Raw genomic sequence first — 16,671 nt, 5'->3', positions numbered from 1 at the left:
TGCATCCTCGCTCGAATCATGGCCCATCCCGCGAGCGGCGGAGGGCCAGATGACGACCAACGACATCCGCGACCGGCTGATCGTGGCGCTCGACGTGCCGACGATCTGGGATGCCTACCGGCTCATTGGCCAGCTCGGCGACGAGGCGAGCTTCTACAAGATCGGCTATCGCCTCGCCTTCGCCGGCGGCCTCGATCTCGCCCGCCAACTCATCGGCGAAGGCAAGAAGGTCTTCCTCGACCTGAAGCTGCACGACATCGGCAATACGGTGACGGAGGGCGTCGACTCGCTGACCAGCCTCGGCGTCACCTTCCTCACCGTGCACGCCTACCCGCAGACCATGCGCGGCGCGGTCGAGGGACGCGGCGACGCTCCCCTCAGGCTGCTCGCGGTGACGGCGCTGACCTCCTATGACGACGGCGACCTGCGCGATGCGGGTTATGCCATGGCCGTGCGCGACCTCGTGCGCCTGCGCGCCGAGCAGGCCCGCGCCACCGGCATCGACGGCATCGTCTGCTCGGCCGCCGAGGCCGAGATCGTCCGCGACGCGATCGGCGCCGACATGCTGATCGTGACGCCGGGCATCCGCCCCACTGGGGGCGCCGCCGGCGACCAGAAGCGCACGCTGACGCCGGGCGAGGCGATCGCCGCGGGCGTCGACCATCTCGTCGTCGGGCGTCCCATCATCCGCGCGGCCGATCCGCGCGGGGCCACGGCCGCGATCATGGACGAGATCGCGGCGGCCTCCTAAGCTCCCGTTCCCGAATCCGAGAGACGGACTAGCGATCATGCCCAAGGGATATGTCGTGGCGCGCGCCAAGGTCACCAACGCCACGCAATGGGCGGCCTATGCCGCCAAGGCCGGCGAGGCGATGAAGATCTATGGCGGCACGCCGATCGTGCGCGGCGGCCAGATGACGGTCGCCGAAGGCGAGGGCCGGGCCCGCAACATCGTCATCGAGTTCGCCGACTTCGCCTCGGCCAGGGCCTATGTCAACTCGCCGGAATATGCCGAGGCGCGCAAGCTGCGCGAGGGCGCGGGCGAGATCGATATCGTCGCTGTCGAGGGGGTCTGACCATGGCGAAGGGCTATTGGATCGCCAGGCTCGATGTCCAGAACCAGGCCGAATACGACGCCTATCGCGCGCTGAACGCGGTCGCCTTCGCCAAATATGGCGGGCGCTTCGTCGTGCGCGGCGGCGAGTACAAGCTCGCGCGCGGCGAGAGCCGCAAGCACAACGTCGTCATCGAGTTCAAGGACGTCGAGACGGCGCGCGCCTGCTATGATTCGCCGGAATACCAGGCGGCGGTGAAGCACCTCGCCAATGTCGGTCCGGTCGATCTCGTCATCATCGCCGGCCATGACGGCCCGCAGCCGGGCGAATAGGTTGCGCGACCTCGATCGCGACACGCTGACCGCCATCGGCGTGATCAGCGGCACCTCGATGGACGGCGTCGACGTCTCGCTCGTCACCAGCGACGGGCGCGACGCGGTCTCGTTCGGGGCCGGCGCGTCCTATTCCTATCGACCTGAAACGAAAGCGGCTTTGCAGGCGCTGATCGCCGAGGCCGGGCGCGCCCTGACCGAGCCGCTCACGGAGCTGGAGGCGGTCGTCACCGCCGACCATCTCGCGGCGATCCAGAGCTTCCTCGCGGAGCAGGACCTCGATCCGGCCGGGATCGACCTCGTCGGCCTGCATGGCCAGACGGTCTATCACCGGCCCGACCTCCGCTTCACCCGACAGCTCATCGACGGGCCGGCGGTGGCGAATGCGCTCGGCATTCCGACCGTCGACCGCTTCCGCCATGCCGATGTCGCGGCCGGCGGCGAGGGCGCGCCCTTCGCGCCGCTCTATCATCGCGCGCTGGCGCAAGGCCTGGCCCAGCCGGTGATGGTGCTGAACCTCGGCGGCGTCGGCAATGTGACGTATATCGACGGCGAGAGCGTGATCGCCTTCGACACCGGTCCCGCCAGCGCGATCCTCGACGATTTCGTGCTGCGCCGGCGCGGCCTTGGCTTTGACGCGGACGGCGCGCTCGCCGCCAGCGGCCGCGCCCATGACGATCTCGTCGCCGGCTTCATGGACAATCCCTATTTCGACCGTCCGGCGCCGAAATCGCTCGACCGGAACGATTTCCATCGCCGGGCGCAGGTCGTCGAGCCGCTCTCGGACGCGGACGGCGCGGCGACGCTCGCGGCCTTCACCATCGAGAGCCTGGTCGCGGCCTTGCGCCATGTCCCGCTCGCGCCGTCGCGCTGGCTCGTCGGCGGCGGCGGCCGGCTGAACCGGCACTTCATGGCAGGGCTGGCGCAGCGCCTCGGCGTTCCCGTCGAACCGGTCGAGGCGGTCGGCTGGGACGGCGACGCGCTGGAGGCCCAGACCTTCGCCTATCTCGCGATCCGCTCGGTGAAAGGGCTGCCGCTCAGCCTGCCGTCGACGACGGGCGTGCCACAGGCTATGATGGGTGGGCGGTTGAACAGACCCATCGAGCGCCATCTCCAGGATGAGGGCTGAATGGTTGACGAGGCCTACCCCCGAAACGCCCCGCCGCCATCGACATCCAGCACCGTGCCGCTGACATAGCCGCAGGCCGGCGAGGCCAGGAAGGCGGCGGCGCTGGCGATCTCGTCGGGCTCGATCAGCCGGTCGAGCGGCAGGTTGGTCAGCATCTCCTCCCAGCGCGCTTCGTCGCCGAGTGCGGCGGCCGCGCGCTTCCTGCTCAGCGCGACGATGCGGTCGGTGCGGGTCTGCGACGGGTTGATGCCCATCACGCGCACGCCCCAGTCGACCGACTTTCCGCCGACGGCGTGAGTGAACGCCATCAGCGCGGCGTTGCCCGTGCCGCCGCAGACATAGTCGTAGCGCGGGCTGCGCCCGGCCCCGCCGATGATGTTGACGACGATGCCGGCCCGCCGCTCCTTCATCCGCGCGAGATAGAGCTTGGTCAGGTGGACATAGCCCATCACCTTGAGCGCCCAGGCGGCCTCCCAGGTCTCCATCGAGAGGTCGAGCAGGCCGCCGCCGGGGATCGCGCCGGCATTGTTCACCAGGATGTCGATGTCGGGATAGGCGGCCGCCACCCGCTCCCGTTCGGCCGCTTGCGAGAGGTCGGCGGCGCAGGTCGCGACGCGATTGGCCTCGCCGAGCCCGTCCGCGGTGGCCGAAAGCCGCTCGGCATCGCGCGCGACGAGCACGACCGAGCAGCCCTCTGCGAGGAAGACGCGGGCGCAGGCCTCGCCGATGCCCTTCGAGCCGCCGGTGATCAGGACGCGGCGGCCGGCGAGTTTCAGGTCCATCTCATGTCCTCGACGGTTCGGCGGCGGCATACCAGTCGCAGATCTGGCTGCCGGTGACGAAGGCGACTTCGTCCGAAGCCTGCAGCAGTTCGACCATCTCGACCAATTCGTGGAAGCGGTGCGGCGCCGAGATCAGGTGCGGGTGCAGGCCGACCGCGAGCACGCGCGGGTTCCCGGTCGCCTCTTCCTCGAACAGCCGCAGCGTATGGGCGAGGCGCTTGGCCATCTCGCCGGTGGCGTGCTTCTCGACGGCATAGACGATCGAGTCGTTGATCTCGAGATTGTAGGGCATCGCCACGAGCGGGCCGTGCGTCGTCGCCATCCAGCTCGGCAGATCGTCGACGCACCAGTCGCAGAGATAGTCGATGCCGTTCCCGCGCAGCAGCTCCGGCGTCTCGACGGTCTCGCGCAGTCCGGGCGAAAGCCAGCCGCGCGGCCGCTTGCCGGTGAAGCGCTCGATACGGTCGAGCGCGCCCTGTATCAGCGCCTCCTCGCCGCCCTCGGCATGGTTCATCGCCTTCTGATGGATGCCGTGCCCGATGAACTCCCAGCCGGCCTCCAGCATCGCATGGGCCGCGGCAGGATAGGCCTCGATCACGCCGGCGTTGAAGCTGGTCGAGGCCGGCAGCTTGCGGTCGGCGAACAGCTTCAGGATGCGCGGCAGCCCGGCGCGCATGCCGTAATCGGCCCAGGAGAAATTCGGCACGTCCGGCACCGTCTCGCGGCCATGCGGCGGCGTGATGATCGTGCGCGGCATCGGCTGGTCGAACTGCCAGTGCTCCACGTTGACGACGAGGTGGACGAGGATGCGCCTGCCGTTCAGCGGCGGCAGGACTGGACGCTGCGACGACAGCCGGTAGGGAATGCGGGGGTTGGCCATATCCTCAATGCGCTCCGGCGCGCATCTCGGCCATGATCATGGCCTTGAAGCGGGTGAAGTCCGGGCTGGTCAGGTCGTCGAGCGAGCGCGGGCGCGGCAGCGTGATCGGGATGTCGCGGGTGATGCGGCCGGGCCTGGCCGTCATCACGCAGACCCGGTCGGCGAGCAGGATCGCCTCGTCGATGTCGTGGGTGACGAAGAGCACGGTGGTCTTCAGCCGCTGCCAGACCTCCAGCAGCAATTGCTGCATCGAGAGCCGCGTCTGCGCGTCGAGCGCGCCGAACGGCTCGTCCATCAGCAGCGCGCGCGGCTCCATCACCAGCACGCGGGCGATGCCGACGCGCTGGCGCATGCCGCCCGAGAGCTGCACCGGCAGCGCCTCGTGGAATGTCTCCAGCCCGACGATCTGCAGGATCTCGCGCGCCCTGGCCTCGTATTCCGCCTTCGGAGCGCCCTGCACCTTGGGGCCGAAGACGACGTTCTCCCAGACGCTGAGCCAGGGCAGCAGCGCCGCCTCCTGGAAGACGACGCCCCGGTCGGGGCCGGGTCTGCTGATGGGGGCGCCGTCGAAGGTCAGGACGCCCTCGCTCAGCGGCTCGAAGCCGGCGAGCAGGTTGAGCAGGGTCGACTTGCCGCAGCCGGAGGGGCCGAGCAGCGCGACGAATTCGCCCTCGCCGATCCGGAAGTCGACATTGTCGAGCGCGCGTACGCCGCCCGGACCGCCATAGGTTTTCGAGACCGCGTCGAAGGTGATCGTGCCCATCGTGTTCCTCGTCATGGCGAGCGCGGCGAAGCAATCCGGAGGTTGGCGCGAAGCCTCCGGATTGCTTCGTCGGCTTCGCCTCCTCGCAATGACGGAATTGCGCCCGTCATGCGTTGAAGCTCTGGAGGCGGCGCCATTTCAGCACCCACAGCTCCAGCCGGACGATCAGCCAGTCCGACAGGAAGCCGACGAGGCCGATCGAGACCATGTCGGCGATGACGATGTCCATGCGCCCGACATAATAGGCGTCCCACAGGACGTAGCCGAGGCCGGACTTCACCGCGACCATCTCGGAGACGATCACGGCCGTCCAGCCGATGCCGAGCCCGATGCGAAGCCCGGTGAAGATCGAGGGCAGGGCGGCCGGCAGCACGATGCGGCGCAGGATGTCGAGGCGGCCCGCGCCCATCATCTGCGCGGCCCTGATCCAGTTCTTCTCGACGTCGCGGGCGCCCTGCGTGGTGTTGATCACGATCGGGTAGAACGCGCCGATGGTGATCAGGAAGACCGCGCCGAAATCGGCGATGCCGAAGATCGCGATCGAGATCGGCAGCCAGGCCGTGATAGGCACCGGCCTGAGCCACTGGATCGTCGGGTCGACCATGGCCTGCGCCAGCTTCGACCAGCCGATCAGGATGCCGAGCGGCACGCCGATGACGATGGCGAGCGCGAAGCCCTTGGCGACGCGCACGCCTGAGAACAGCACGCTTTCCGCCCAGGTGCCGACATAGGGCGACAGGCTCATCCCCGTCGGCGTGCCGAAGGCCCAGATCTTCCACGCCGCCCAGACCCGGTCCGGCGTCGGCAGCGCCCCGCCGGCCAGCGAGCCGTCCTTGCCGGCGAGCTGCCAGAGGATGACGGCGGTGAGCGGAAGCAGGATCGCGGCGGCGTATGAGCGCAGACGCGCGCCGAGGTGGCGCGCGGTGTCGCCGGCGGGCGCGGCCGCGGCGGAGGGTCTGGCTTCGGCCGTGGTGACGGTCATGGGTTCTTCCAGGCTATTGGGCCGATCCTAGCCACGATGTGGGGTGGGAGGGCTCAGCTCTTCGCCGCCGTCTCGAGGAAGCTCGCATCCCAGTACTGCTCGATCTCGCCCGACACGTCCTTCGGAATGACGCCCAACTCGTTGAAGGCCTTGGCCTGCGCCTTGATCTGCGCCGGAGTGATGACCGGGCCGAGATTGATCACTTTGGCGATCTCGGCCGAGACGGTCTCGTCGAGCCCGGTCAGCTTGGCGATGGCCGTCCCGAAGGCGACGCGCGAGCCCTCGAGCTCCTTCATCTTCCTGACATAGGCGGTGACGACGCGCTGCACCGCCTCGCGCTTGCCAGTGGCAGCGGCCTTGGAGGCGGCGAGCATGCCGAGTTCCGCGCCGACCGACTTCGAGGTCGAGTAGTCGAGGTTCTTGGCGAAGCTGCCATAGCCCTTCATCACCGGGATCGATTCGAACGGCTCCCAGGTCACGATCGCGTCGACCTCGCCCTTTTCCAGCGCCTGGTTGAAGTTGGCGCCGCCGCCCTGGATGTTGATGGCGCTGAACGAGTTGTAGGGGATGCCCTTCTCGATCAGCGTCGCGGCGAACTGGAACCAGACCGCCGAGCCCGGCGCGATCGCGATCTTCTTGCCCTTGATGTCGTTCCACGACTCGAAGGTCTTGCCCTTGCCGGCGATGACGTATTTCGGCGAGGAGCCGACGCCCATGATGCCGACCATCCCGGTCGAGCCGTTGGCGAGCGCGATGGCGAGATCGGCCGGACCGACCGAGGCGACGTCGAGCGAGCCGGCGAGCAGCGCCGTGCGGGCATCGGCATAACGGGCGAACTCGACCAGCTTGATCTCGACGCCCTGCTTCTTCAGATCCTCCTCGATCAGCGTGATCGGAGCGAGATGGCCGACCTTCTGGTAGCCGACGGTGAGCTGCACGGGCGGGGTGAGCGGGGCCTGCGCGAAAGCGGGAGCCGCCGTCTCGATGGTGAAGGCAGCGAGTCCCGAAGAGACGAGGCCCGCGCAAAAAGTCCGACGCTTCATATCCAGTCCTCCACGATGGCGGGATGAGCCCCGCGAGATCGATGCCTGTTCCCGTCTCGGGCTACTCGCCGGTGAAGGCGGGCTCCCGCTTGTCCCGGAAGGCTCTCTGGCCCTCCTTGTAGTCCGAGCTCGAGAAGCAGGCGGCGACCGCCGCATCCGCCCGAGCCGTGTTCCGCGTCGCTTCCGGCTGGGCGAGCGCGACCAGCGCCTGCTTGACCGCGCGCAGCGTCAGCGGCGCGTTGGTCGCGATGCTGCGCAGATAATCGGCCGCCTCCCGCTCGAAATCGTCCTGGCCGCGGAGCATGTTGACCACGCCGATGCGCAGCGCTTCCGGCGCATCGACGATGCGGGCGCTGAACAGGAGGTCGGCCGTCGCGCCGAAGCCGAGCCGCTGCACCAGCGCGGCGACGCCGTCATAGGCGTAGCCGAGCCCGAGCCGCGCGGCCGGCACGCGGAAGCGTGCGTCGGCGCGCGCCAGCCTGATGTCGCAGGCCATGGCGAGGCCGACGCCGCCGCCGAAGCAGATGCCGCGAATGACCGCGATGCTCGGCTTGGAGGCCTGGGCGAGCGCGGCGCAGCCGCTGAGATAGGCCTCGTCATAGGCGCGCGTCGCGGCCTCGCCGTCGCGGATCTCGCCGAACTGCGAGATGTCGGCCCCGGCGCAGAAGGCCCGGCCGCCTTCTCCCGTCACGACGATGGCGCGCACGTCGCGGTCGGCCTCGGCGCGCGCGACATGGCCGGCAAGGCTCGCCCACATCCCGTAGGTCATCGCGTTCATCTTCTCCGGCTGGTCCACGACCAGCCGGGCGATGCCGTTCTCCGCCTCGTATCGAACCTGCGCCATCGTCCGCCTCAGATCACGTTAAGCGCCCGCAGGCGCGCGATGTCGGCGGCAGAATAGCCGGTTTCCTCCAGGATGGCGTCGGAATGGGCGCCCTTCTCGGGCAAGGACGAGACCAGCGCGGCAGGCGTCCGCGACAGCGTCACCGGCTGGCCGACGAGGCTGACGCTGCCGCGCGCGGGATGGGACACGTCCTGCGCGATGGCGAGATGCCGCACCTGGGGATCGGCGAAGACCTCATCCATGCGGTAGATCGGCCCGGCCGGCACGCCATGCGCCTCCAGCAAGGCGAGCCATTCGGCCGAGGCGGCGGAGGCGAAAACCTGTGCGAGCAGGCCCATCAGCGCCGGCCGGTGGCGCAGGCGCTCGTCCTGCGTCGCGTAGTCTGGATTGGCCGCGAGATCCGGCCGGCCGAGCGCCTCGCAGAGCTTGAGCCACTGGCCCTGCCCGCCCACGCCGATATTGATGTAGCCGTCCGAGGTCGCGAGAACGCCCATCGGCGTCGAATAGGGGTGGTCGTTGCCGGCCTGCTCCGGCGCGACGCCGTCGACCAGCCAGCGCGCCGCCTGGAAATCGCAGAGCGCGATCTGCGCCTCCAGCAGCGAGGTGTGGACCCACTGTCCCTCGCCGGAGCGCTCGCGCTCGGCCAGCGCCACCAGGATGCCGGTCGCGGCATACAGGCCCGCCGTCGAATCGGCGACCGCCGCGCCGGCGCGCACCGGCCCCTGGCCGGGCAGGCCGGTGACGCTCATCAGCCCGCCCATCCCTTGCGCGATCTGGTCGAAGCCGGCGCGGTCGCGATAGGGGCCGTCCTGGCCGAAACCCGAGACCGAGGCGAGGATGATGCGCGGATTGGCCTCGCGCAGGTCGTCATAGGCGATGCCAAGCCGATCCTTCACGTCGGGACGAAAATTCTCGACGACGACATCGGCGCTCTCGACCAGCCGCATGAAGACGCACAGCCCCTGCGGCGTCTTCAGGTTCAGCGTCAGCGAGCGCTTGTTGCGGTGCAGGTTGAGCATGTCGTAGCCGTCGCGCGCGCCCGACATGCCCTCGTTCGGATCGACGCCGTCCGGCGGCTCGATCTTGATCACGTCCGCGCCGAAATCGGCCAGCACGCGGCAGCAGGTCGGCCCGGCGCGCACGCGCGTCAGATCGAGCACGCGCAGATGCGAGAGCGCGGCGGAGGGGGCTTTCGCGCTGCCTCGGGCGTTCATGGGCCCGTCTCCACTAGGCCGCCGAGCGCCGTCGGCGTGAGCGCTTGCCAATCGCTGTCGCGCTGGATGTCCGCTGCCAACGCCAGAAGCGAGAGGTCGCTTCCGGGCGTGCCGACCAATTGCGCGGCAACCGGGATGCCGTTCTCGTCGAAGCCGCGGGGCAGGGCGACGGCGGCCAGGCCGAGGCCGTTGACGAAGCGCGTATAGGCCGAGAGCGCGTAGAGGGTGCGCGCCGAGAAATCCGGCGAGCCGGGCTCGCAGGCCGCGACTTCGGGCGTGACGATCGGCATGACCGGGAGAAGGATCGCATCATGCTGGCGGAACAGGCTGAGCGCGCCTGCGACCGCCTTGAGCCGGGCGCGGGCCTCGTCGGCCCGCTCGGCCGGGATGGAGAGGCCCTTGCGCAGGCGCGCGGCGAGCGTCGGCTCGAGCGTTCCGGTCGCGAGCCGCCAGCCATGTTCGGCCGCGCTCTCGGCCTGCAGCAGGTCGAGCACCGGACCGTCGCAAGCCTTGAGCAGGGGCGCGAGCGGCTCGGGTTCGAGACGGCGGCCGCTGGCCTCGAGCCGCGTGGCAAGTCCATCGAGAACCCGAGAGATGGCCGGGTCGGACTGCGCGATCAGGTCGGTAGCGACGGCGATCGTCGCGATGCGGCGCGGCTTCGCCTGCGCGCAGAAGACCATGGCGACGCGCTCCAGCGTGACCGCATCCCGCGCCAGAAAGCCGAGCACGTCGAGCGAGGGCGCCAGCGCCATCGCGCCGCCGAGCGGGACGAGGCCCGGCGTCGGCTTCCAGGCCGTGACTCCGCAGCATTGCGCCGGGATGCGCAGCGAGCCGGCGGTATCCGAGCCGATGGCGAAATCCGCGAGCCCGGCCGAGATCGCGACGGCCGAGCCCGAGGACGAGCCGCCGCAGATGCGCTCCGGCTTCCACGGGTTGAGCGGCCGGCCGCGCGCCGCGTTCGATCCCGAGGGCTCGAAGGCGAGCGGGGTCATCTCGGCATAGCCGCGCCGCGCCGCGCCGGCTTCGTCGAGCGCGACCAGCACGGCGGCGTCTCGCATCGGCGCATCGGCAAGGGCGCCGGTCAGGCCATAGCCCGGCTTGCGTCCCGCGACGTCGAGCAGATCTTTCGCGACATAGCTCAGCCCGGCCAGCGCTCCGTCGCCGCCCGGCGCATTGCAGCGCTCGACGAGGCAGCGCAACGCCGCGGCGCGGTCGCCGGGCGCGAGGCTCGACTCCTGGACGGCGCGGGCTGGCATTGCGAGCATGGCGGTGCGGACCTCCTGAAAGCGAGACTGTGACAGTTCCCGTCTTTTAGGAATGAGAAATGCAGCAAGTCTGATTTCCCGGTTTGCGAAATCAGCCAGGATCGGCGGCGCTTGCCTGCAGCGCCGCCAGCAGCCGGGCCGTCGGCGGGTCGAGCGCCTCGACGTGAGGCACGCAGATGTCGATGTCGCGCCGGGCCCAGTCCTCGTCGAGCCCGATCAGGCGCAGGCCGAGCGCCTCGGCCAGGGGTCGCAGCGCGGCTTCCGGCAGGATGCCGATGCCGAGCCCCTGCCGCACCATCTGGCACATCACCTCGAAGGAACGGACCTGCACGCGCACGCGCAGCACCGAGCCCCGCTCGCGCGCCTTCTCGGCGACGACGCGGTGGACGGCGGTGCCGGCGTCGAGCGCGACGAACTCCTCGTCGAGGATGTCCTGGAAGCGCACCCCGTCGCGGCCGAAGAGCCGGTGCTCCGGGAAGACCGCCAGGGCCAGCCGGTCCTCGGCATAGGGTATGGTGACGAGGCCGGGCGTCGCCAGCCCGCGCACGATCACGCCGAGATCGGCCTGGCCGCGCGCCAGCGCCTCCAGCGTCTCCGACGAGGGCCGCTCCTCGAGATCGACCTTGATCCGCGGATTGTCGCGCATGAAGGCGGCGAGGTCCTGCGCCAGCCGCTGAACCAGCGCCGATGAAGAGGCGCAGACGCGAACGCGGCCGCGCACGCCGAGCCGGTGCTCGCCCATATGCGAGACGAGCTGGTCTGCAAGCCGCAGCACGGATTGGGCGTAGCGCAGGGTCGTGACGCCGGCATGGGTCGGCTCGACGCCATGGGGCAGGCGCTTCATCAGCGGCTGGCCGACCTCCTCCTCCAGGAGCCGCAGCCGCCGGCTCGCCGCCGAGATCGCGATGTTCATGCGCTGCGCCGCCTGGCTGAGGCTGCGCAATTCGCAGAGCGCGACGAAGAGCCGGAGCGACTGGAGATCGTGATGCAGCAAGGGCAGGCTCCCCGCGGGGCCGCCCCGCTCACTCCCCGGAAATCAGCCCGGGAAGCGCCAGCGCGTCAACCGCCTCGCCTCCGGGCAGATTGACGGTGATGGGGCGGCCGGCCGCATCCTCGAAGCGCAGCTCGGGCCAGCGCGGCGGCCGCGTGCCGGCGAGCGTGACGTCGAGGGTGACGACCCCGTCGCGCTTCTCGGCGGATATCGAGAGCAGGCAGGGCGGGGTCAACGGCGTCTCCAGCACGCTCGCGCCGTCGTCGTCATAGAGGTCGAGCGTGGCGCTCTCGCCCTCGGCCAGCGCGATCCGCAGCGTCAGCGGGCCGGTCGCGGTCGACGGCGCGGGGCCGAGCGGCAGGATCGAGCCGCCGCGCAGGAAGGCCGGGCAGCGGCCGGGCGGGGCATCGATGGCGATGGTCGCGCCGCCCGGATGATGCGCGCCGGTCCAGAGATCGCGCCAGCCTTCCGCGCAGGCCGGCAGCCAGACGCCGCGCGTCGTCGCAGCCCTGTCGAGCACGGGCGCGATCAGCAGCCGCTCGCCGAGCAGGAAGCAGTCTTCCTCGGCATAGCTCTCCGCCTGCTCGGGGAAATCGAGGAACAGCGGCCGCAGGATCGGCTCATGGTCGCGATGCGAGCGCCAGAGCAGGTCGTAGATCAGCGGCGTCAGCCGCTCGCGGAAGGCGAGGCAGTCCCTGATCCGCGGCAGCAGCTCGGGATACATCCAGGGCTCGTTGGCGCTGCCGTCGTCGTTCCAGGAATGGATCGTGAAGCGCGGCCAGAAGATGCCCTGCTCGATCCAGCGCAGCAACAGCTCGGGTTCGGGTTTCGGCCCGGCGAAGCCGCCGATGTCGTGGCCGAAATTGGCCAGCCCCGAGAGCGAGAAACCATGACCCATGCGCAGGTTCCAGCGCAGCGTCGCCCAGTCGGTGCGGTTGTCGCCGCTCCAGGTCTGGACATAGCGCTGCATGCCCGGCCCGCCCGAGCGCGAGATCAGATAGGGCCGCTTGGCCGGCGCCGCCGCCGTCTGCGCGATCCCGGAGGCGCGCATCATCAGATTGGTCTGCACCGGCCTGAGCGTCGCGATCGTCGCTCCCTGGCCGGCGAGGTCGCAGCCCGCCGCCTCGTCCCAGATCTCGAACTCGTTGTTGTCGTTCCAGGTCGAGTTGATGCCGAAGTCGATCAGCTGTTCCCGCACCTGCGTCGACCACCATGCGCTCGCCCTTAGGTTGGTGAAGTCGAGATAGGCCGCCGGCCCGCCCCAGAATTGCGTGATGTGCGGCTTGGAAGGATCTTCGCTGTCGCGCACGAAGCCGCGAAAGGCCTCGACCTCGGCGAAGCGCGGATGCGCCGTCAGCAGCGCCGGCTTGATGTTGGCGACGAGCTCGACGCCGGCCTGCCCGAAGCGGGCGGTGACGGCCTTCGGGTCGGGAAAGCGGTCGCGGTTCCAGGTGAAGACGCAGCGCTTGTCGCCGACCAGCGTATAGCCCGACGACATCTGGAAGGAGCCGCAGGGGATGCCGTGCTCCTTCAGCAGGTCGAGAAAGCCGACGAGCCTGTCCGAGGCGTCGGGCGCGTCGGTGTAGGACATGGTCGAGCCCGAATAGGGGATCGTCCAGCGCGGCGGGAAGGCGGCCCGTCCCGTCAGCGCGGTGAAGCGCTTCACGACGTCGTCGAGCCTTGGCCCCAGCACGACATGGAGGTCGAGATCGCCGTCGCAGGCCTCGAAGCTCCGGAACAGGTCGTGATAGGCGTCGAGCTCCTGGCCGAGATCGAAGGCTCCGCGCGCGAGATTGTCGTAGAACAGCCCGACCGCCTGCCCGCCGCGATCGGGCCTCACCGTCACCGACCAGGGGATGTGCTTGTAGAGCGGGTCGGAGCGGCCGGCGTCGTAGCCGAGCGGGTCCGTCGCGCCCATGGCGAGCCGGCGGCCGTGCTTGTCGGCGTCGCCGGATTTGTCGCCGAAGCCGTAGAAACGCTCGTTTTCGTCGCGGACGAGATAGTGCCGGAAGCGGTTCGAGCGTTTGTCGAAGGCGTAGGCGTGGCTCGGCCGGTCGGTCAGCACGGACTCGAAGGGCGCGGCGGGAGCTGGCCGCGCTTGCCAGTCGAGCATCAGCGGCGCGCGGCGGATGACGATGCGCAGCCACGCTGTCTCGACGGTGATCGTGTCCGCATCCTCCGACACGGTGAAGGCCTCGCCGGGAAAGCCGGAGACGTCGAGCCGGTCGCGCCCGTCGATCGGGTCGGGCTCGCCGGCCCAGGCGATCTCGGGCGAAAGCGACCAGGTCCGGGGCATGGCGAGCCCGCCCGGCCGCGTGATCAGCAGCCGGGCGAGATGACTGTCGAGCAGATAGACGGTGGCGCGGTAGCCGCCCTCCAGCGCGAGATCGACATGACGTGTCCCGGTTCCGGCGAGCCTCGCCCCGGTCAGCGGATGCATGCAACGAGCCTTACTTGATGAAGCCGAACAGGGTCGGCAGCCAGAGCGAGAGCGCCGGGATGTAGGTCACGAGCAGCAGCGCGCCCGTGCTCCACAGGAACATCGGGATCAGCGGCCGCGTCACCTGCTCGATCGAGACCCTGGCGATGGCGCAGCCGATGAAGAGCGCGCTGCCCGTCGGCGGCGAGATGATGCCGAGGCACATGTTGAACACCAGGATCACGCCGAAATGCACCGGATCGACCCCGAGCTGCACCAGAACGGGGAGGAAGATCGGCGTGAAGATCAGGATGCCGGGCGTCAGGTCGAGGAAGGTGCCCATCAGCAGCAGCACGATGTTCACCAGCATCAGCGCGACATATTTGTTGTCGGAGATCGCCGTGATCCATGCGCCGATCAGTTGCGGAATCTCGGCCAGCGACATGACATAGGCCATGGCGAGCGAGGTGCCGATCATCAGCGAGACGACGGCGGTGGCCTCGATGGTGTCGAGGAGGATCTTGTAAAGGTCGCCGAATTTCAGCTCGCGGTAGAAGCCGGCCAGCACCAGCGAATAGACCACCGCGATGGCCGACCCCTCGGTCGCGGTGAAGGCGCCGGCGACGATGCCGCCGATCACCAGCACGATCAGGATGATGCTCGGCACGGCGCTGAGGATGAACCTGATCTTCTCGGCTATCGCCAGTGGCGGCATGCGGGCATAGCCGCGCTTCTTGGCCATGAACCAGACCGGGATCATCACCGCCACGCCCATCAGGATGCCGGGGATGTAGCCGGCCAGGAACAGGGCCGCGATCGAGGTGCCGCCCGAGACCAGCGAATAGACGATGAAGGCGCCGGACGGCGGGATCAGCAGGCCGGTCGGGCAGGACGAGATGTTGACCGCCGCCGAGAAGGCCGGGTCGTAGCCCTCCTTGTCCTGCAGGGGCTGCATCGTGCCGCCGATGGCGGACGCCGCCGCGACGGCCGAGCCGGAGACGGTGCCGAACAGCATGTTGGCGAGGATGGTGATCTGCGCGAGCGCGCCCGGCATCCAGCCGACGAACACCTTGGCGCAGTCGATCAGCCGGCGCGCGATGCCGCCCCGGTTCATGATCGAGCCCGCCATGAAGAAGAACGGGATCGCCAGCAGCGCGAACGAGTCGAGCCCCGTCGCGATGCGCTGCGCCGTGACGGCCAGCGCCGGCAGCGGCGGCATGATCGTCAGCAGCGCGGCGATGGCGGCGAGGCCGGTGGCGTGGCTGACCGGCACGCCGATCGCCATCAGCGCGATGAAGGCGAGCGACAGGACCCAGGTGGGGGAGAGTTCCATGATCGGTCCTGTCGCCTTATTCGAGCGTGATTTCCTTGGCCGCGATCTCCTGCCCGGTGGCGATTTCGAGCGTCACCAGCACGGCGTAGATCGCGGTCAGAAGGCCCGACAGCGGGATGATGGCGTAGACATAGGCGACCGGGATCAGCATCGCCGGCGAGACCTGCCCGAGCCGCAGGTTGCGCTCGACCAGGAGCCAGCCGCCGACGCCGAGGATCAGGATCGCGAAGACGATCACGAGCCCGGCGATGAAGATGTCGATGCCGCGTCGCGTCCGGCCGGAGCTGTATTCGATCAGCCCGGTGATCGCGATGTGACCGCGCTTGCCCAGCACATAGGCCGCGCCGAGCAGGCTGACCCAGATGAACAGGAAGCGAGAGAGCTCGTCGGTGAAGGAGGTCGACGAATTCAGGAAATAGCGGCCGACGACCTGCCAGACCACGCAAGCCAGCATGACCACGGTCATCGGGACGGCGAGCGTGAGGACGAGGATGTCGAGGCTGCGGTGGATGCGGCGGAGCATGTGACGACCCGACGAGAAAGGGTGCGGAATGTTTCCTTCTCCCGCGGGGGGAGAAGGGGAGGTCGCGCCCATCGCCCTACTGCACGGCCTGGATCCTGTCGGCCAGCGCGGCCACGGCCGGCACGGCCTTGAGGTCGTCGTACATCGGCTGCACGGCCTTGCGGAACGCGGCCTTGTCGGCGTCGACGAAGGTCACGCCCATCTTCACCGCGTCGCCCTCGGCTTTGTCGAGCTCCTTCTGCCAGTTCTCGTTATGCGCCTTGGAGGAATCGATCGCGGCCTGCCGCACCAGCTCCTGCTCGGGGGCCTTCAGCCGGCCGAAGGTCACGCCCGAGGCCAGCACCACGTCGGGAACCCGCGTGTGCTCGTTGCGGGAATAGAACTTCATCACCTCGCCGTGCTTGGCGAGCGTCAGCGCCGTGACGTTGTTCTCCGCGCCATCGACGACGCCGGCCTGCAGCGCCGAATAGAGTTCGCCCCAGGCGAGCGGGGTCGCGGCCGCGCCGAGCAGATTGACCATGCGGGTGGTGATCGGGCCGGGCTGGACGCGGATCTTCAGGCCCTTGAGGTCGTCGGGCGTCCTGATCGGTTTCCTGGCGTAGAAGCTGCGGGTTCCGTTGTCCTGATATGAGAGCCCGAGCAGCGACTTGGCCTTGCCGGCATCGAGGATCTCCCGGCCGATCGGCCCGTCGACGACCTTGAAGAAATGCTCCTTGTCGCGGAACAGGAAGGGCGTGTCGAAGACGCCGAAGGCCGGCTCGAAGGCCGCCAGCGGCGAGGCGTTGGCATGGGCGAAGTCGAGCGCGCCGGCCTGGAGCTGCTCCAGCAATTCGCGCTGCTGGCCGAGCTGGCCCGATGGGAAGACCTTGATCTCGATCTCGCCCCTGGAGCGCTCCGAGACGAGCCTGGCGAAGAGTTCGAGCGAGACGTCGACGGGATGGCCCTTGGCGAGGCCATGGCCGAGCCGCATCGTCGTCTTGGCCTGCGCGAAGGGAGCAGGCGCCAGCCCGGCGGCGGCGGTCATCCCGGCGATCAGGGTGGTGCGTCGTGTGATGCTCATCTTGGTGTCCTCCGCGTTGTTGGCTGTTTGTCTTTTCTTGTCATCCCGGCCGGCGT

17 protein-coding genes are annotated in these 16,671 nt (G+C 69.2%); 4 read left to right on the top strand and 13 right to left on the bottom strand.

Going from position 1 to position 16,671, the window contains the following annotated elements:
* Positions 1-49: 49 nt before the first annotated feature.
* From pyrF to AC1RRW_RS06075, 4 genes are read left to right on the top strand one after another with little or no spacing between them, the layout of a single operon-like run.
* Positions 50-751 carry an orotidine-5'-phosphate decarboxylase gene (pyrF, locus tag AC1RRW_RS06090; protein WP_492899700.1) on the top strand — a complete coding sequence of 234 codons (702 nt, stop codon included), beginning with the start codon at positions 50-52 and terminating at the stop codon, positions 749-751.
* Positions 752-788: 37 nt separating this feature from the next.
* On the top strand, positions 789-1,076 hold the full coding sequence (locus tag AC1RRW_RS06085) for a DUF1330 domain-containing protein (protein WP_492899698.1): 288 nt from the start codon (positions 789-791) through the stop codon (positions 1,074-1,076).
* A gap of 2 nt (positions 1,077-1,078) precedes the next feature.
* Positions 1,079-1,387, top strand: a complete 309-nt coding sequence (locus AC1RRW_RS06080) for a DUF1330 domain-containing protein (protein WP_492899697.1) — start codon at positions 1,079-1,081, stop codon at positions 1,385-1,387.
* Position 1,388: 1 nt separating this feature from the next.
* Entirely contained in the window at positions 1,389-2,516 is a 1,128-nt protein-coding gene (locus AC1RRW_RS06075; protein ID WP_492899696.1) for an anhydro-N-acetylmuramic acid kinase, read from the top strand.
* Between the two features lie 14 nt (positions 2,517-2,530).
* Here AC1RRW_RS06075 and AC1RRW_RS06070 read toward each other — a convergent pair whose 3' ends face one another.
* From AC1RRW_RS06070 to AC1RRW_RS06010, 13 genes are all read right to left on the bottom strand, one after another.
* The gene (locus tag AC1RRW_RS06070; RefSeq protein ID WP_492899695.1) at positions 2,531-3,298 is read right to left on the bottom strand and encodes a short-chain dehydrogenase/reductase; all 768 of its coding nucleotides are present in this window, start codon (positions 3,296-3,298) and stop codon (positions 2,531-2,533) included.
* A gap of 1 nt (position 3,299) precedes the next feature.
* Positions 3,300-4,178, bottom strand: coding sequence for a polysaccharide deacetylase family protein (locus AC1RRW_RS06065; protein WP_492899693.1), 879 nt, complete (start codon positions 4,176-4,178; stop codon positions 3,300-3,302).
* A gap of 4 nt (positions 4,179-4,182) precedes the next feature.
* A complete protein-coding gene (locus tag AC1RRW_RS06060; RefSeq protein WP_492899691.1) occupies positions 4,183-4,956 on the bottom strand; it encodes an ABC transporter ATP-binding protein in 774 nt (257 codons plus the stop codon).
* A 91-nt stretch (positions 4,957-5,047) separates the two neighbouring features.
* On the bottom strand, positions 5,048-5,923 hold the full coding sequence (locus AC1RRW_RS06055; protein WP_492899690.1) for an ABC transporter permease: 876 nt from the start codon (positions 5,921-5,923) through the stop codon (positions 5,048-5,050).
* 53 nt (positions 5,924-5,976) lie between these two features.
* Entirely contained in the window at positions 5,977-6,966 is a 990-nt protein-coding gene (locus AC1RRW_RS06050) for an ABC transporter substrate-binding protein (protein WP_492899689.1), read from the bottom strand.
* Positions 6,967-7,027: 61 nt separating this feature from the next.
* Positions 7,028-7,810, bottom strand: coding sequence for an enoyl-CoA hydratase (locus tag AC1RRW_RS06045; RefSeq protein ID WP_492899688.1), 783 nt, complete (start codon positions 7,808-7,810; stop codon positions 7,028-7,030).
* Between the two features lie 8 nt (positions 7,811-7,818).
* Positions 7,819-9,024: a CaiB/BaiF CoA transferase family protein gene (locus AC1RRW_RS06040; RefSeq protein ID WP_492899687.1), complete on the bottom strand. Its 1,206-nt coding sequence runs from the start codon at positions 9,022-9,024 to the stop codon at positions 7,819-7,821.
* Positions 9,021-10,289, bottom strand: coding sequence for an amidase (locus tag AC1RRW_RS06035; protein WP_492899685.1), 1,269 nt, complete (start codon positions 10,287-10,289; stop codon positions 9,021-9,023). Before AC1RRW_RS06035 ends, AC1RRW_RS06040 begins: the two co-directional genes overlap by 4 nt.
* Before the next feature lie 91 nt (positions 10,290-10,380).
* Positions 10,381-11,283, bottom strand: coding sequence for a LysR family transcriptional regulator (locus tag AC1RRW_RS06030; protein WP_492899684.1), 903 nt, complete (start codon positions 11,281-11,283; stop codon positions 10,381-10,383).
* A gap of 28 nt (positions 11,284-11,311) precedes the next feature.
* On the bottom strand, positions 11,312-13,720 hold the full coding sequence (locus AC1RRW_RS06025) for a glycoside hydrolase family 31 protein (protein ID WP_492899683.1): 2,409 nt from the start codon (positions 13,718-13,720) through the stop codon (positions 11,312-11,314).
* A gap of 10 nt (positions 13,721-13,730) precedes the next feature.
* Positions 13,731-15,032 (bottom strand): TRAP transporter large permease, encoded by a 1,302-nt coding sequence (locus tag AC1RRW_RS06020; protein WP_492899681.1) that lies wholly within the window; start codon positions 15,030-15,032, stop codon positions 13,731-13,733.
* A 16-nt stretch (positions 15,033-15,048) separates the two neighbouring features.
* Positions 15,049-15,555 carry a TRAP transporter small permease gene (locus tag AC1RRW_RS06015; protein WP_492899680.1) on the bottom strand — a complete coding sequence of 169 codons (507 nt, stop codon included), beginning with the start codon at positions 15,553-15,555 and terminating at the stop codon, positions 15,049-15,051.
* A 76-nt stretch (positions 15,556-15,631) separates the two neighbouring features.
* On the bottom strand, positions 15,632-16,615 hold the full coding sequence (locus AC1RRW_RS06010; RefSeq protein WP_492899679.1) for a TRAP transporter substrate-binding protein: 984 nt from the start codon (positions 16,613-16,615) through the stop codon (positions 15,632-15,634).
* Positions 16,616-16,671: the final 56 nt, after the last annotated feature.

The sequence above is a fragment of the Allobosea sp. GW821-FHT12C12 genome (assembly GCF_058807355.1).
Note: the sequence above shows the minus strand (reverse complement) of the source record. Positions and strands in the feature narration are given on the sequence as shown.

Bases quoted from the DNA above. Each gene is read 5' to 3' on its own strand.
- pyrF (WP_492899700.1), top strand. From the start codon at position 50: ATGACGACCAACGACATCCGCGACCGGCTGATCGTGGCGCTCGACGTG.
- AC1RRW_RS06085 (WP_492899698.1), top strand. From the start codon at position 789: ATGCCCAAGGGATATGTCGTGGCGCGCGCCAAGGTCACCAACGCCACG.
- AC1RRW_RS06080 (WP_492899697.1), top strand. From the start codon at position 1,079: ATGGCGAAGGGCTATTGGATCGCCAGGCTCGATGTCCAGAACCAGGCC.
- AC1RRW_RS06070 (WP_492899695.1), bottom strand. From the start codon at position 3,298: ATGGACCTGAAACTCGCCGGCCGCCGCGTCCTGATCACCGGCGGCTCG.
- AC1RRW_RS06065 (WP_492899693.1), bottom strand. From the start codon at position 4,178: ATGGCCAACCCCCGCATTCCCTACCGGCTGTCGTCGCAGCGTCCAGTC.
- AC1RRW_RS06060 (WP_492899691.1), bottom strand. From the start codon at position 4,956: ATGACGAGGAACACGATGGGCACGATCACCTTCGACGCGGTCTCGAAA.
- AC1RRW_RS06055 (WP_492899690.1), bottom strand. From the start codon at position 5,923: ATGACCGTCACCACGGCCGAAGCCAGACCCTCCGCCGCGGCCGCGCCC.
- AC1RRW_RS06050 (WP_492899689.1), bottom strand. From the start codon at position 6,966: ATGAAGCGTCGGACTTTTTGCGCGGGCCTCGTCTCTTCGGGACTCGCT.
- AC1RRW_RS06045 (WP_492899688.1), bottom strand. From the start codon at position 7,810: ATGGCGCAGGTTCGATACGAGGCGGAGAACGGCATCGCCCGGCTGGTC.
- AC1RRW_RS06040 (WP_492899687.1), bottom strand. From the start codon at position 9,024: ATGAACGCCCGAGGCAGCGCGAAAGCCCCCTCCGCCGCGCTCTCGCAT.
- AC1RRW_RS06035 (WP_492899685.1), bottom strand. From the start codon at position 10,289: ATGCTCGCAATGCCAGCCCGCGCCGTCCAGGAGTCGAGCCTCGCGCCC.
- AC1RRW_RS06025 (WP_492899683.1), bottom strand. From the start codon at position 13,720: ATGCATCCGCTGACCGGGGCGAGGCTCGCCGGAACCGGGACACGTCAT.
- AC1RRW_RS06020 (WP_492899681.1), bottom strand. From the start codon at position 15,032: ATGGAACTCTCCCCCACCTGGGTCCTGTCGCTCGCCTTCATCGCGCTG.
- AC1RRW_RS06015 (WP_492899680.1), bottom strand. From the start codon at position 15,555: ATGCTCCGCCGCATCCACCGCAGCCTCGACATCCTCGTCCTCACGCTC.
- AC1RRW_RS06010 (WP_492899679.1), bottom strand. From the start codon at position 16,615: ATGAGCATCACACGACGCACCACCCTGATCGCCGGGATGACCGCCGCC.